12 protein-coding genes are annotated in these 15411 nt (G+C 56.9%); 4 read left to right on the top strand and 8 right to left on the bottom strand.

The genetic code is table 11. From position 1 onward, the window contains the following. Positions 1-122: 122 nt before the first annotated feature. The 3 genes from efeO to GHO03_RS10335 form a co-directional block, all read right to left on the bottom strand. Positions 123-1316 (bottom strand): iron uptake system protein EfeO, encoded by a 1194-nt coding sequence (gene efeO / locus GHO03_RS10345; RefSeq protein WP_133144599.1) that lies wholly within the window; start codon positions 1314-1316, stop codon positions 123-125. An 8-nt stretch (positions 1317-1324) separates the two neighbouring features. After that, on the bottom strand, positions 1325-2167 hold the full coding sequence (gene efeU / locus GHO03_RS10340; RefSeq protein WP_133144600.1) for an iron uptake transporter permease EfeU: 843 nt from the start codon (positions 2165-2167) through the stop codon (positions 1325-1327). A gap of 161 nt (positions 2168-2328) precedes the next feature. Beyond that, positions 2329-3336 carry a DNA-binding protein gene (locus GHO03_RS10335; RefSeq protein ID WP_153399769.1) on the bottom strand — a complete coding sequence of 336 codons (1008 nt, stop codon included), beginning with the start codon at positions 3334-3336 and terminating at the stop codon, positions 2329-2331. Positions 3337-3514: 178 nt separating this feature from the next. Between GHO03_RS10335 and GHO03_RS10330 the strand changes: the two genes are divergently transcribed. The 3 genes from GHO03_RS10330 (at position 3515) to ahpF (ending at position 6879) form a co-directional block, all read left to right on the top strand. Next, positions 3515-4453, top strand: a complete 939-nt coding sequence (locus GHO03_RS10330; RefSeq protein WP_153399767.1) for a site-specific integrase — start codon at positions 3515-3517, stop codon at positions 4451-4453. A gap of 172 nt (positions 4454-4625) precedes the next feature. Continuing rightward, positions 4626-5189: an alkyl hydroperoxide reductase subunit C gene (ahpC, locus tag GHO03_RS10325; protein WP_016780891.1), complete on the top strand. Its 564-nt coding sequence runs from the start codon at positions 4626-4628 to the stop codon at positions 5187-5189. 127 nt (positions 5190-5316) lie between these two features. After that, on the top strand, positions 5317-6879 hold the full coding sequence (gene ahpF, locus GHO03_RS10320; RefSeq protein WP_153399765.1) for an alkyl hydroperoxide reductase subunit F: 1563 nt from the start codon (positions 5317-5319) through the stop codon (positions 6877-6879). A 56-nt stretch (positions 6880-6935) separates the two neighbouring features. Here the strand turns inward: ahpF and gloA are convergent, their stop codons facing one another. From gloA to GHO03_RS10305, 3 genes are all read right to left on the bottom strand, one after another. Then, positions 6936-7457 carry a lactoylglutathione lyase gene (gene gloA, locus GHO03_RS10315; protein ID WP_095019190.1) on the bottom strand — a complete coding sequence of 174 codons (522 nt, stop codon included), beginning with the start codon at positions 7455-7457 and terminating at the stop codon, positions 6936-6938. A 541-nt stretch (positions 7458-7998) separates the two neighbouring features. Further along, positions 7999-8358, bottom strand: coding sequence for a histone-like nucleoid-structuring protein, MvaT/MvaU family (locus tag GHO03_RS10310; RefSeq protein ID WP_095019215.1), 360 nt, complete (start codon positions 8356-8358; stop codon positions 7999-8001). Positions 8359-8601: 243 nt separating this feature from the next. Continuing rightward, positions 8602-10149, bottom strand: coding sequence for an EAL domain-containing protein (locus GHO03_RS10305; RefSeq protein WP_095000265.1), 1548 nt, complete (start codon positions 10147-10149; stop codon positions 8602-8604). Between the two features lie 337 nt (positions 10150-10486). Here GHO03_RS10305 and hppD point away from each other — a divergent pair, with 337 nt between their 5' ends. After that, entirely contained in the window at positions 10487-11563 is a 1077-nt protein-coding gene (gene hppD / locus GHO03_RS10300) for a 4-hydroxyphenylpyruvate dioxygenase (RefSeq protein ID WP_095000264.1), read from the top strand. Between the two features lie 57 nt (positions 11564-11620). Here the strand turns inward: hppD and GHO03_RS10295 are convergent, their stop codons facing one another. Continuing rightward, positions 11621-12256: a DUF1345 domain-containing protein gene (locus GHO03_RS10295; protein WP_095000263.1), complete on the bottom strand. Its 636-nt coding sequence runs from the start codon at positions 12254-12256 to the stop codon at positions 11621-11623. Between the two features lie 52 nt (positions 12257-12308). Then, positions 12309-15410 (bottom strand): efflux RND transporter permease subunit, encoded by a 3102-nt coding sequence (locus GHO03_RS10290; RefSeq protein WP_095000262.1) that lies wholly within the window; start codon positions 15408-15410, stop codon positions 12309-12311. Position 15411: the final 1 nt, after the last annotated feature.

Below are 15411 nucleotides of genomic sequence, written 5' to 3'. Positions count from 1 at the left end.
GCTCAGGGCGCCGCCAGCCAGTGCCGCCCCGGCGACCCCCATGCCCATCAGGATGCGCCGGCGTTGCAGGTTGAACTCGTTCGGGGTGTGTGGTGAATCGCTCATGTACGTCTCGTCTGCAATTACAGGCCGCTAAGGCCGAGGGCGGGATCGATTCCATCGAGTGCATCGGCCATAACCTTGGCCTTGTTGCTGATTTGTTGGCGCTGCGGGGCGCTGACGGTGTCGTAGGTGCGGTAGCCCTGCGGGGTTTTCAGGCCATTGAGTTCGGCATCCAGCGCGCTGCTGGCACCGTCTATGGTGTGCAGCAGGTCGGCATTTTTCTTGAGCAGCAAAGGGCGCAGCAGATCAACCACTTTGTGCGCAGCCTCAAGGTTGGCGGCAAAGCCATTGAGGTCAATATGGCTGTAGCGCTCCTCTTCGCCGCTGTTGGCGCGGTTATCCGCCAGGTTGTGCAGGGTGCGGGCGACGATGCTGACCAGTTGTTCGGGGGGCAACGATTGGGCAAGCAACTGTTGCTTGAGCAGCAGGCCATTGGCTTGCAGCTGCTGGACAATCGGCGCCAGGCCTTGAGTACTGCGCTGGTCAAACAGGCCGTATTCCAGGCGGTGGAAACCGGTAAACCCCGGATCCTGCTCGCGCTTTTCGAAATAGTCGGCGCGAGCATTGATGGCGTTGTCCAGCTCGGCAAGGCGTTGCGCTGCCGGCGCCAGGCGTTGATAGGCCTCGCGTGCGGGGGTGTACAGAGCCTGCGCCTGCTCCAGATCACCGGCGCTAATGGCTTGCGACAGGGCATCGACAGCTCTGGTCAGGGCGCTGCCCTGTTGGCTCAGGTAAACCCGAAACTCTGACAACGGCCCAACAAAGGCCACCATCGTAGGCCTGGCATTGGCGCTGGCTTCGGACGCTGCAGTGGGCGTCACATGCAGGGTGCCGCGGGGGTTGCTGAGCAGGCCGCAGGTGATGGCGTAATCGCCAGGAGCGAGTGTCGCGTTGATCACCTGGCTCAGACCCGGGGCAATGTTTTCCCGCTCTTCGACCACCAGCACACCGTCGAGAATTTCCCACTCCACCGCGCGCTCGGAGGCATTGACGATGCGAAAGCTGTTGAAGCCGGCCGGTACAGTCAGGGCGTCGGGTTCACAGCTATGCGGGTGGATGGTCACGGTTATTTCAGTGCCGTGAGCCTTGCGCTTGGCCGCGGCCAGTTGCGAGGCGTAGTAGAACAACCCGCCGGCTGCGATCATCACGATCACCGAGCCGGCCACCGCCCAGCGCAGAGCGCGTGGGGGTGTACCGCTTGCAGGGGTTGGCATGCTTGACCTTATGGGTTTGTTACTGAAGAAGGGTGTGCGGTTTTGGCCGGTGCCGGCGGGCGAAAGAACATCACCAGCGTGACGACCAGATAAATCACATACGCACCGAGCACGCTGACGGTGGGGGCGTCCTGATAGCCGAACATGCCAGCCAGTACGGAGCCTAGCGGGCCATCCATCGGCAAGTGGGCGCTGATATCAAAGACCACGTCTTGCCAGTGGTTCCACAGGCCTGCCTCGTGCAGGGCCTGTACCGAGTTGGCCAGGATGCCCGCAGCGACCACCAGAATAAACAGGCCGGTCCAGCGGAAAAACAGCCCCAGGTTCAGGCGCATGCTGCCGCTGTAAATGGCAAAGCCGACGCCGATGGCCAGCAGCAGGCCGAGCAGGGCGCCCAGGGGTGCGGCGGGGCCTTCGCTTTGCTGGAAGACGGCTAACAGGAAAAATACGGTTTCAAGCCCTTCCCGGGCGACGGCAAAAAAGACCATGGCAATCAGTGCCGTGACTTGATGCTGGGAGCCGGCGAGGGCGTGATCGAGGGAGGTGTGCAGCGAATGCTTGATCGAGCGCGCGACCTTGCGCATCCAGAATACCATTGAGCTGAGAATGCCCACGGCAATGAGGCCGACGATGCCTTCGAACAGTTCTTGCTGTTTTTGCGGGAACTCGGCGCTCATCAACTCCAGCCCGCCGCCCACCAGCAAAGACAGGGCGGCGGCCAGAAACACCCCGACCCATACGGCGGGCATCCACTGCCCGCGGCCTGTTTGCTTGAGATAACTGGCAATGATGCCGACGATAAGTGCGGCCTCAATCCCTTCGCGCAGCATGATCAGAAATGGAACCAGCATGGTGGGCTACCGCGTCACAAATTAGTTAGGGTGCTAATTTGTAACATACTGATACGTATTGCCAAACAAGAATCGATTGCATTTGCTGAACGGTTGCTGAACGAAGATGGGGGTGTCTATTCAGCTTTTGCGGGAGCGGGCCTGGATCGAGTCAGGTAGTTCTACTGGTCTTTGTTGAGCACGCTTTGTTCAGCATCCTTCTTTAGCTCCTGCAGGCTTTCCAGCGCGGTTTCAGCCTTTATGGCGCGCAAGGAAAGGGCTGCGTGGCTTTCCTGGATCTGTGCGTGGGCCTGTTTCAAGCCTTCACTTTCCTGCGTGGCTACGCGCAGGCGCTCTTGAAGCAGGGTGCGTTCACTTTGCAGCTGACTGAGTTGGGTGTTGAGCTGCGTATTCTGGTTGCCCAGCTTGTGCTGCAGGTCATTGGCCTGGTTCAGTTCCTTGCCCAGTGCGCGGCTCTCGCTCAGTACGCGCTCATTGTCGCGATGCAGCTGGGTGATTTCATCCTGGCGTACCAATGCACTTTGCTGGGCCTGACGCAGTTCCATTTGCACCTGCTGCAACTGGCCTTCATGACGGCGCTGATCCTGCTCGCGCTGTTCCTTGGTCGCGCTGCGATAGTGCTCCAGCGCATCGCGGGCGTGCAGGTGCTTTTCTTCCAGCGAGCGAATCTGCTCGTCACGATCTTTCAGGCGCAGGTCAAAGTCGCTGCATGCCTGTTTCAGGGCTGCGTTGCGAGTCTGTTCGGTTTGCAGCATTGAGCGGGTGGCGTCGAGTTGGGTGCTTTCCTGATGCAGCGCTGCGCCCTGGATCTCCAGTTGCTGCTCAAGCTGTGCCCGAGCGTCCTGTGCTTCGTTCAACTGCGCCTGCAGTTGCACTTTGAGCTGCTCGTAATGCGCCTGAGCCCGGTCAATGGGCTCTTGTGCCTGCTCCTGCAGGCGCTGGGCGAGGCGGGCAACCAGCTCAGTCAGTTCATCATCGATTTGCTCACGAGGCACGCCGCGGCGCGAATCAACTTCGTCCAGTTCCTTTAGATAGCGATGGATCGTGGTTTTCGACCCGGTATTGCCCATCTCGATACGTACCGCATCAATGCTCGGGTGTTCGCCTCGAGCCAGGATCGCGGTGCGTGCAATTTGCACCACTGCCTTGTTTACGCCGCCACGGGCCATGGTCATCTCCTACGATTATGTACTGTGGTATGTATCATGTAATTACATACTAGATTAGCACATTTTATTGATGTTATTTAATGAAAAATAAGACGGGATATACTGGTATTATCCCGTGCCAGAGCCTTGAAACTGCTTTTAAGGCCTGTTTTCGGTACGCCACACAAGAGAGCTGCCCATGAGCGAGCTGGATCGCTACCTGAACGCCGCGACCCGCGACAACACCCGCCGCAGTTATCGGGCGGCCATTGAGCACTTCGAAGTGACCTGGGGCGGGTTTCTGCCGGCCACCAGCGATAGCGTGGCGCGTTATCTGGTGGCTCATGCCGGGCAATTGTCGATCAACACCCTCAAGCTGCGCCTGTCAGCGATTGCCCAGTGGCACAACAGTCAGGGGTTTGCCGACCCGACCAAGGCGCCGATGGTGCGCAAGGTATTCAAGGGTATTCGGGCACTGCATCCCGTGCAGGAGAAGCAGGCGGCACCGCTGCAATTGCAGCATCTTGAACAGGTGGTCGAGTGGTTGGAGGCTGAGGCCCTGGCGGCGCAAGCCAGTGGTGATCAGCCGGGGCTGCTGCGCGCAAGGCGTGACGCCGCCCTGATCCTGCTCGGTTTCTGGCGCGGATTCCGCAGTGATGAGTTGTGCCGCCTGCAAGTCGAGCATGTACAGGCTGTAGAGGGGGCAGGCATTACCTTGTATCTGCCACGCAGCAAAAGTGACCGCGACAACCTCGGCAAAACCTTTCAGACCCCGGCCCTGCTGCGACTGTGCCCGGTGCGCTCCTACATCGAATGGCTCAATACCGCGGCGTTGGTCCGCGGCCCGGTGTTCCGCGGAATCGATCGCTGGGGCAACCTGGGGGAGGAGGGCTTGCACGCCAACAGTGTGATCCCGTTGCTGCGCCAGGCGCTGGAGCGTGCGGGCATTGCGGCCGAGCAATACACCAGTCACTCCCTGCGTCGCGGTTTTGCGACATGGGCCCATCAAAGTGGCTGGGACTTGAAGTCACTGATGAATTACGTCGGCTGGAAAGACATAAAGTCAGCCATGCGCTATGTTGAAGCCACCCCGTTTACCGGGATGAGCATCACCGCGCAAAAAAACATCGGCAACTGATCAACATCAAGTTGAAACCTGTTCAGGTGGATCATATTTAGTTTTCGGCTATTTATAGGTACGCCTGATAGCTAAAACCAATCGTCAGCATCAGCTTTGCCAATGAGCCAGATACGAAATCTGTTGTTAGGATTCACCCCATCAACTTTTCAACCCTGACGGAGAGTCAACGATGCCTATCATCAACAGCCAAGTTAAACCATTCAAAGCAACTGCCTACAAAAACGGCAGCTTCGTGGAAGTGTCGGACGCTGACCTGAAAGGCAAGTGGTCTGTCGTGTTCTTCTACCCAGCCGACTTCACCTTCGTTTGCCCAACCGAACTGGAAGACCTGGCTGACAACTACGAAGAGTTCAAAAAACTCGGCGTGGAAATCTACAGCGTGTCGACTGACACCCACTTTGCCCACGCTGCCTGGCACAACACTTCGCCAGCCATCGGCAAAATCCAGTACACCATGATCGGCGACCCTACGCTGACCATCTCCCGCAACTTCGACGTACTGATCGAAGAAGCAGGCCTGGCTGACCGCGGCACTTTCGTGATCAACCCTGAAGGTCAGATCAAGATCGTCGAGCTGAACGATGGCGGTGTTGGCCGTGACGCTTCCGAGCTGCTGCGCAAAATCAAGGCCGCTCAGTACGTTGCTGCTCACCCGGGCGAAGTGTGCCCTGCCAAATGGAAAGAAGGTGAGTCCACCTTGGCTCCATCGCTGGACCTGGTTGGCAAGATCTAAGGCCGTGAACCAGCCAAGGGCGGTGATCCGCACCTGAGTTGTAAGCCGCATCGCCCTCAAAACGCCCGGGCGAGATTCGCTCGGGCGTTTTTTTGTAAAAAATTCATGTTCAAAGGAGATCGCCCGTATGTTGGACGCCAATCTAAAAGCTCAGTTGAAGTCATACCTGGAGCGGGTCACGCAGCCGATCGAGATTGTTGCCTCTCTCGACGACGGTGCGAAATCCCGTGAAATGCATGACCTGTTAAAAGAAATCGCCAGCCTTTCCAGCATGATCACCCTGCTGGACAACGGTAACGATGTGTGCAAGCCTTCGTTCTCGTTGAACCGCCCGGGCGGCGATATCAGCCTGCGTTTTGCAGGCATTCCGATGGGCCACGAATTTACTTCGCTGGTGTTGGCCTTGCTGCAAGTAGGCGGCCACCCATCGAAAGCCAGTGCCGAAGTAATTGAACAGATTCGCTCCCTTAAAGGCGAGTTCAACTTCGAGACCTATTTCTCGCTGTCCTGCCAGAACTGCCCTGACGTTGTGCAGGCGCTGAACCTGATGGCAGTGCTTAACCCGAACATTCACCATGTGGCGATTGACGGTGCCCTGTTCCAGGACGAAGTGACCGAGCGTCAAGTGATGGCGGTACCCAGCGTTTACCTTAACGGTGTCAACTTTGGTCAGGGCCGCATGGGCCTTGAAGAGATTCTGGGCAAGCTGGACACCAGTGCAATTGAGCGTCAGGCCGAAAAAATCAGCGCCAAGGAAGCTTTTGACGTGCTGGTGATCGGCGGCGGCCCGGCCGGTGCTGCCGCGGCGATCTATGCTGCCCGCAAAGGCATCCGTACTGGTGTGGCAGCCGAGCGCTTCGGCGGTCAGGTGCTGGACACCATGGCCATCGAGAACTTTATCTCGGTTCAGGAAACTGAAGGGCCAAAGCTCGCCACTGCACTTGAGGAGCACGTCAAGCAATACGACGTCGATATCATGAACCTGCAGCGTGCCGACAAGCTGATTGCCGGCAAGGCAGGTGAGTTGCACGAGGTGAAGTTTGCCAGCGGCGCTTCGCTCAAGGCCAAGACCGTAATTCTGGCCACCGGTGCGCGCTGGCGTGAAATGAACGTGCCCGGCGAGCAGGAATACCGTAGCCGTGGCGTGGCTTACTGCCCGCACTGCGACGGTCCGCTGTTCAAGGGCAAGCGCGTCGCGGTAATCGGCGGCGGCAACTCTGGCGTCGAAGCAGCCATTGACCTGGCGGGTATTGTGGCGCATGTCACCCTGCTGGAGTTCGATACCAAACTGCGTGCCGATGCCGTGTTGCAACGCAAGCTGCACAGTTTGCCAAACGTGAAGGTCATCACCAATGCACAGACCACCGAGGTCACCGGTGACGGCCAGAAAATGAACGGCCTGCGCTACAAGGATCGTCAGTCCGGTGAAGTTCATACGGTCGAACTGGAAGGGATCTTTGTACAGATCGGCCTGTTGCCAAACACTGACTGGCTCAAGGGTACTGTCGAGCTTTCGCCTCGCGGCGAGATCGTTGTCGATGCCCGCGGTGAAACCTCGATCCCCGGCATTTTTGCCGCCGGTGACGTGACCACCGTGCCATACAAGCAGATCGTGATTGCAGTGGGCGAGGGCGCCAAAGCCTCACTGAGTGCCTTTGATCACTTGATCCGTTCTTCAGCGCCGGAATAACCGGGCGCAAACAAAAAACCCCATGAGCAGTCATGGGGTTTTTTTTCGTTCGATTTTTACATCGGTTGTGGCTGGATGATTTCGACCCAGTAACCGTCCGGGTCCTTGACGAATGCCAGGGATTTCATGCGCCCATCGTTCAGGCGCTTCTGGAAGTCCACATTCAGAGCTTCAAAGCGCTCGCAGGCAGCACGAATATCCGGTACCGAAATGCAGATATGGCCAAAGCCGCGCGGGTCGGTGTTGCCGTTGTGGTAGACCACGCTGTCATCGGTTTCTGAACCGTGGTTATGGGTCAGCTCCAAGATGCCGGGGATGGACTTCATCCACAGTGTACGGGCTGCGTCGTCTGCCGGGATCTGTGCCTTGTCCACCAGGGCCAGAAAGTACAGGCTGAACTCGGCTTCAGGGAAATCGCGCTTCTCAACCAGCGAGAAGCCCAGGACGCGGGTATAGAAATCCAGGGATTTCTCGATGTTCTTGACGCGCAGCATGGTGTGGTTGAAAACGAAGTTGTGCGTAGCGCTATCCGGGGAAGCAGTGACGCCGGGAATGTTGTTCAGGTCTTGCAGGCTCATGAACCCTCCGAAAATAAGGCATAGGTGATCGGTCGCTACGTTGAGCGTGATGGGCGAATGATACGGAATGTGACGTCTGGCGCCAAACCCGTTTTCAGGGCGCAAGCGGTCTGCGGCAGGGAGGCAGTTGGGTTGCGGGGCAAATCACGGGCAAAAAGAAGCCCGCCGAAGCGGGCATGGGGCGCTAGTCCTTTAGCAGCCTCTATCCTGTGACCCGCGATGTGAAAAAATTGTGAAGCGCCGGCGTGTTCACGGTCTTTTGGACGCATGGATGTCACAACAGGATAATTCCTACTCGGTATTACTGTTTTAGCCGTAGTCAGTTGAGTGTTGGCGCACGGGCGGGGCAGTTATTGATGCAGGCATATTCAACGACGGAAGTGGGCAGTGCCTTTTCTGGCTGGCACCTTCATGTGGTGCATTAAACATCCGCCCAAGATTAAGCAAAATTGAATCAAGTTGAACCTTTTAGTTAAACAGCTTTAAAAGTTGTGCGGATAAAAAAGCCCTGCACAGGCAGGGCTTAGAGTGTGCACGGGCTTTATGCACGAAGCCAGGTATCCACAGTGGCTGCGCCGTATTCTTCTTTCCAGGCTTTCAAACCGCGGTGGTTGCCGCCTTTGGTTTCTATCAGCTCGCCGGTGTGCGGATTCTGATAGACCTTAAGCACCCGCGCCTTGCGCTGCTTGGGCGCAGATGCCCCTTTTGACGCCGCAGGGTTGGGGTCAAGGATGGCGATGATGTCCCGAAGATTTTTACCGTAGGTTTTCATCAAGGCTTGAAGTTTTTCTTCGAACTCGATTTCTTTTTTAAGTCCGGCATCATTTTTCAAGGCTTCCAATTGAGCCAGCTGTTCTTGTAGCGCTTTTTCAGCAGCGCGAAACTCAGCAAGTCTAGACAAAGTCATTACTCCATTCACAGCTTCGGTGGTACGTGACCGAGGCGAATTAATGATGTTTGGTTTGGAATGCACAAGATTTACAGTGCGTGCGTCCAAGGGGGTTGCTCCTGGTCGGCACGCCTGTTGATGCAATCATTTAAAGTTCGTGTCGCGACAAAAAAATTGTAGTTGTTAATTCTTGTGCTGCCAAGTCCCGCGCGGGGCAGTTTGAAAAAAGTTTTTAAACTGCACGGCTGTTTATTATTAAGTGGTCGTTAACTGCGCCTGCAAAGCCCGGATAAAGTCGACCGGTTGCATTGGCCGGGCAAATAAATAGCCCTGCAAAAAATCAACCCCATGGTCGGCCAGGTACTGGCTTTGCTCTTGTGTTTCTACGCCTTCGGCGACAATGCCCAGGTCCAGCTTGGCGCTTAGTTCAATAATGCTCTCCAGAATATGCCCGGACAATGCATCGGCGCCGATCATGGCGACAAAGCTCTGATCGATTTTCAAGTAATCAACGTTGAACTCGCGCAAGTAACTCAAGCTGGAATGGCCGGTGCCAAAGTCATCAATGGCAATCATGACCCCCAGTGCGTGCAACTGGCTAAACAATTGATGGGTTGTGGTGCTCGGTACGATCAACTCGCGCTCGGTAAGTTCCAGTACAAGATTGATATGCCCTGGCGGGAACGCTTCGAGAAAGCGCCGGCAGTCCTCTACCAACTCCAGATTCTGGCAATGATGAGCGGTAATATTGAATGCCAGGTGAAACCCGCGCTCCATGCTATTGGCATGAGGGGCCAGCAAGAGTGCGGTTTGTTCCATCAGCGAGCGCGTCATCGGCACAATCAATCCCGAATGTTCTGCGAACGGGATAAACAGATCGGGACGAACCAGCCCTTCTTTGGGGTGTTGCCAGCGCATCAATACTTCGGCGCCGGCCCATTGTTTGGTGTCGCCCCTTACAACCGGCTGCAAGTAAGGAATAAATTCGGCAGCGTCCAGGGCTCGCTGCAGTTCATGGGTGGGGGAGGTGGCGCGTTTTTTGAGTTGATGAACTGTCGCCGCAGAAATAACCCCGAGGAACATAAATAAAGCCATCAAGCCCGGGTATTGCGAGGCGACATAGCGCCAGACTTCACCCTCATTAAACCCGGCGACTACGCGGTAGGGGTAATCAGTTGAAGGTACTGTTGCTTGAGCAACGGGCAGATGAGGTGACGGTGTGTTGCGCACCAGGCCATAGCGATCAATCCATACATCGCCAACTTCTATCAATAATTGGGTTTTCTGATTGATCAGCCCTAAAACGTTAACCAGATGAAAACCGTACAGGCTGATCAGCACGCCGCGCTTTTCCTGGTTTTGCCGATAAACCAGGACGGGGTCATTGGGTGTCACCAGCGTGCCTGGCATCAGCCACAACACACCACCCGCATAGTTTTCGGGGGTTACGGCTTCTTTGAAATTGCCAAATAAAGAAGTGCAGTAAATCTGGTTGTCCCACACCAGGTTAACCGAGCGCACGAAGGGTCGGCGCGTGACCTGATCGCGCAAGGCCAGTTCAACGTGCTCGCAGTCCTGGCCTGCCAGCGGCAAGACGACATCGGCAGCAAGCTTTGCATTGTCCAGCATCAAGTCAAACTGACGCACTGCCTCTTGGGCGGTTTGTGTGGTCTCCTGTTTGAGTGACCGGTTGGCCTGCCAGACAATGATCAGAACCCCCAGTACTACTGGCAACAAGCCGCTAAGTACAATCAGGGCGTAGCGATCAGTCCATTTTCGGCTCAGCTTCAGAGTGAGTGGCATGCAGGATCCTGGTAACGCGTGGAGATGGCTTGGGTGCAAACTGACAGAACAATAGTAAAGGCATGCGCCGCACACAGGGCAATTTCATATGGCGTAGGACAAATATGATTACGCCATGTAGAATCGGCTTACGCATACAAGAATAACGACTTCTGCGAGCAGAAGCCCTACCGCGTAAGAGATGGATCGAAATGAAGCGATTCGGGTTGCAATTGATCTACGGTGATTTTCTCGCGCGCAGTGTACGCGGGATCTCCTGTGCGCCTCCTGCCAGCATCCGCATTCTTAGCAAATAACCTCTGTTAATTCTAAAAATGACCATGATGAGGCGCCAAAAATGGCTGATCTATACGAAAACCCGATGGGCCTGATGGGCTTTGAATTCATCGAATTCGCGTCCCCTGTACCCAATACCCTTGAGCCTGTATTTGAAATCATGGGCTTCACCAAGGTAGCAACCCATCGCTCCAAGGACGTGCACTTGTATCGCCAGGGCGATATCAATCTGATCCTCAACAATGAGCCCCACAGTGTTGCGTCCTACTTCGCGGCGGAACACGGTCCTTCGGTTTGTGGCATGGCTTTTCGCGTGCGCAATGCGCAACAAGCCTACAACCGCGCGCTGGAACTTGGCGCACAACCAGTGCATATCCCTACAGGGCCAATGGAGCTGAACCTGCCAGCCATTAAAGGCATTGGCGGCGCGCCGCTGTATCTGATTGATCGTTACGGTGAAGGCAGCTCGATTTACGATATCGACTTTGTCTTTATCGAAGGTGTAGACCGCCACCCGGTAGGTGCCGGGCTCAAGATCATCGATCACCTGACCCATAACGTGTATCGCGGGCGTATGGCTTACTGGGCCAACTTCTACGAGAAGCTGTTCAACTTCCGTGAAATTCGTTATTTCGACATCAAGGGCGAATACACCGGCCTGACCTCCAAGGCTATGACCGCTCCGGACGGCATGATCCGCATTCCCTTGAACGAAGAGTCGTCCAAGGGCGCAGGCCAGATCGAAGAATTCCTGATGCAGTTCAATGGCGAAGGCATTCAGCACGTGGCTTTCCTCAGCGATGACTTGATCAAGACCTGGGACGCCCTGAAAAAAATCGGCATGCGCTTTATGACGGCACCGCCTGAGACCTACTACGAAATGCTGGAAGGGCGTCTGCCGAATCACGGCGAGCCGGTTGAAGCCCTGCAATCGCGTGGCATATTGCTGGACGGTTCCTCTGACTCGGATGACAAGCGTCTGCTGCTGCAGATCTTCTCGGAAACCCTGATGGGGCCGGTGTTCTTTGAGTTTATTCAGCGTAAGGGTGATGACGGTTTTGGTGAGGGCAACTTTAAAGCGTTGTTCGAATCCATCGAGCGCGACCAGGTACGTCGTGGCGTATTGAGCGCTGACTAACAGAGCTGCTGACTAAAAGCCCCTCTCCCAAAGGGAGAGGGGCTTTGAACTGCCCGGTTAAAACAATCCCGCCGCAATATTGATCGAAAACCCCAGCACGGCCGTGTTGAACAAAAACCCCAGCAGTGAATGCCCCAGCACCGCCTTGCGCATTTCTCGGGTAGCGATACTCACATCAGCTGTTTGTACCGCAACACTGAGGGTGAAAGAGAAGTACATAAAGTCCCAGTAGTCCGGGTTCAGTTCCCCTTCAGGGAAGCGCAACGCCGGCTCAGTCCCTTCGTTGTTATAGAACAGTCTTGCGTAATGCAGGCTGAAAATCACCCCGATCATCAACCACGAACCCACCACCGTCAGCCCGGTAAAACCGTAATGCATCAGGCGATCGTCATCGCTGAGCTTGCTGCCTGACAGTTCAAGGGTAACGGCAGCCAGACTGGCAATCGAAGCAATGCATACGGTGATCAACACCATACTGGCGTTTTCATCTTCCACTTCGGCTGTACTTTTCACGTCACTGGCTTTGGAACGGATCACCAGCCAGAGCGTCATTGCCAGATACAGCCAGACACCGGCATTCCAGCCCAGCAGGAATTTGCTGGTCAGAGTGGAGGCTGGAGCAAAGATGCCTACTGCCACCCCGATCAGGGTGGCGACAGTAAGGCGAGGATGGGTGCGGGCAAGGTGCGGCATAAACAATCCCTGTTACCAGTTAATACAGCACCTTAGCACGCAGCGCGCTGGCTTAACGCTGACGAGGTTTACTTCTTGTCAGTTTCATTACAACAACGAAGAACACTGGCACAAATACCACTGCCAGGGTGGCGACGATCATGCCGCCAATCACCCCCGTACCGATGGCCTGCTGGCTGGCCGAGCTGGCCCCCGTGGCAATGGCCAGTGGCACTACACCGAGGATAAACGCCAGCGATGTCATGACAATCGGCCGTAGACGAAGGCGGGCGGCTTGCACGGTAGCGTCCACCAGATCATGGCCTTCGTCGTACAGCGTCTTGGCAAACTCGATGATCAAGATGGCGTTCTTCGCGGACAAACCAATAATCGTAATCAGGCCTACTTTGAAGAATACGTCATTGGGCATCCCGCGCAGCGTGACTGCCAGCACGGCGCCCAGGACGCCCAATGGCACTACGAGCAACACCGCAGTCGGTATCGACCAGCTCTCGTACAACGCTGCCAGGCACAGGAACACGATCAGCAGCGACAAGGCCAGCAGAACCGGTGCCTGCGCCCCGGAAACCTGCTCCTGCAAGGACAGGCCGGTCCATTCCAGCCCCAGACCTGCAGGCAACTGGTCGACCAGACGCTGCACTTCTACCATCGCCTCGCCGGTGCTGTGGCCGGCAGCCGACTCGCCGGAGATGCTAATCGCCGGGTAACCGTTGTAGCGGGTCAACTGCGATGGCCCCTGGATCCAGCGGGCCTCGACAAAGGCCGAGAGCGGTACCATCTTGCCCTGGTCGTTGCGCACATTGATTTTCAGCAAGTCTTCGACCTGGCTGCGCTGGTCGCCTTCAGCCTGCACCACGACCCGCTGCATGCGCCCCTGGTTCGGAAAGTCGTTGATATAGGCCGACCCTACGGCGGTAGACAGCACTGCGCCGATGTCTGCAAAGGAGATGCCCAGCGCATTGGCGCGCTTGCGATCGACCTCCAGCTGCACTTGCGGGCTCTCTGCCAGTGCTTCTTCGCGGACATTGGCCAGCACCGGGCTTTTTTCCGCCAGTGCCAGCAGTTCGCTGCGGGCTTGCATCAAGGCGTCATAACCGACCCCGCCGCGGTCTTGCAGGCGGAACTCAAAACCACTGGACGTACCCAGGCCGCTGACCGGGGGTGGCAAGATGGCAAAGGCAATCGCGTCCTTGATTTCACTGAAGGCAGCGTTGGCCCGATCGGCGATGGCAGACGCCGAGTCTTTGGCGCCGCGTTGCGACCAGTCCTTCAGGGTGGTGAAGGCCAGTGCCGCGTTTTGCCCGCTGCCCGAGAAGCTGAAACCCAGAATCATCGTGGTGTTGCCCACGCCGGTCTCGCTGGCGTTGTGGGCCTCGATCTGCTCGACCACGTTGATTGTGCGGTTCTGGCTGGCACCGGGTGGCAACTGGATATCGGTGATGATGTAACCCTGATCCTCGACCGGTAAAAAAGACGAGGGCAGGCGCGCAAAGCACAACACCAGAACCACCAGCAAAGCACCATATAGCAGCAGATAGCGGCCGCTGCGCTTGATCAGATGCACCACCCAGTTTTCATAACCTGCGCTCAGGTGCTCGAACTTGCGGTTGAACCAGCCAAAAAACCCGCCCTTGGCGTGATGCTCGCCCTTGGCGATCGGCTTGAGCAGGGTTGCGCACAGCGCCGGGGTCAATGACAGGGCCAGAAATGCCGAGAACAGAATCGAGGTCGCCATCGACAGCGAGAACTGCTGGTAAATAACCCCCACCGAGCCCGGCATGAATGCCATCGGAATAAACACGGCCACCAGCACCAGGGTGATGCCGACAATCGCGCCGCTGATCTGGGTCATCGCCTTGCGTGTGGCCTCGCGGGGCGACAACCCCTCGCTGACCATGATCCGCTCGACGTTCTCCACCACCACAATGGCATCGTCCACCAGAATGCCGATGGCCAGCACCATGCCGAACATGGTCAGGACGTTGATCGAGAATCCCAGTACCAGCATCGTGGCGAACGTGCCCATCAGCGCCACCGGCACCACCAGGGTCGGGATCAGGGTGTAGCGAATGTTCTGCAAGAACAGGTACATCACCAGAAACACCAGCACCATGGCTTCGACCAGGGTGTAGATGACCTTGGTAATCGAGACTTTGACAAAGGGCGTGGTGTCATAGGGGATGGTGTACTCGACACCGGCCGGGAAGTAGCGGCTGAGCTCGTCCATCTTGGCGCGAATCAGGTTGCCGGTATTCAGCGCGTTGGCTTCCGGGGCCAGCTTGACGCTGAAGGCGCTGGCCGACTTGCCGTTCAAGCGGGTGCCGTACTGGTATTCCTGGCTACCGATCTCAACCCGGGCCACATCGCTGACGCGCACGGTTGAACCGTCCGGGTTGGCGCGCAGGACAATATCGGCAAACTCTTGCGGGGTTGAGAGCTGACCCTTGACCAGTACCGTGGCGGTTATTTCCTGGGTAGAACGACCCGGCAAGTCGCCGATGCTGCCTGCCGATACCTGGGCGTTCTGGCTGGCAATAGCCTGGTTGACATCCGCTGGGGTCAGGTTGAAACCGATCAGCTTCTGCGGGTCGATCCAGATGCGCATGGCCCGCTCGGCACCATACAGCTGGGCCTTGCCGACGCCGTCGATACGCTTGACCTCGTTCATCACGTTGCGCGCCAGGTAGTCGCTTAGCGCGACCTCGTCCAGCGTGCTGGTGCTGTCGGCGGTCAGGGTCACCAGCATCAGAAAGCCCGAGGAGATCTTCTCCACCTGCAAGCCTTGCTGGATAACCGCCTGGGGCAGGCGTGATTCCACCGCTTTAAGGCGGTTCTGGACATCCACCTGGGCCATTTCCGGGTCAGTGCCGGGTTTGAACGTCGCGGTAATGCTGGCACTGCCCAGGCTGCTTTGGGATTCGAAATAGAGCAGGCCGTCGGTACCGTTGAGCTCCTGCTCGATCAGACTGACTACGCTTTCGTCCAGGGTTTGTGCCGAGGCGCCGGGGTAAATCGCGTACACCTCGACCTGCGGCGGTGCCACATCGGGGTATTTGGCGACGGGCAGCTGCGGGATGGCCAAAGCCCCCGCCAGCATAATGAACAACGCAACGACCCAGGCAAAGACCGGGCGGTCGATAAAGAACTGCGGCATG

The organism is Pseudomonas sp. FSL R10-1339 (genome assembly GCF_009600545.1).
Lineage (GTDB): Bacteria > Pseudomonadota > Gammaproteobacteria > Pseudomonadales > Pseudomonadaceae > Aquipseudomonas > Aquipseudomonas bubulae.
This window is presented reverse-complemented; position numbering and strand designations above follow the sequence as displayed.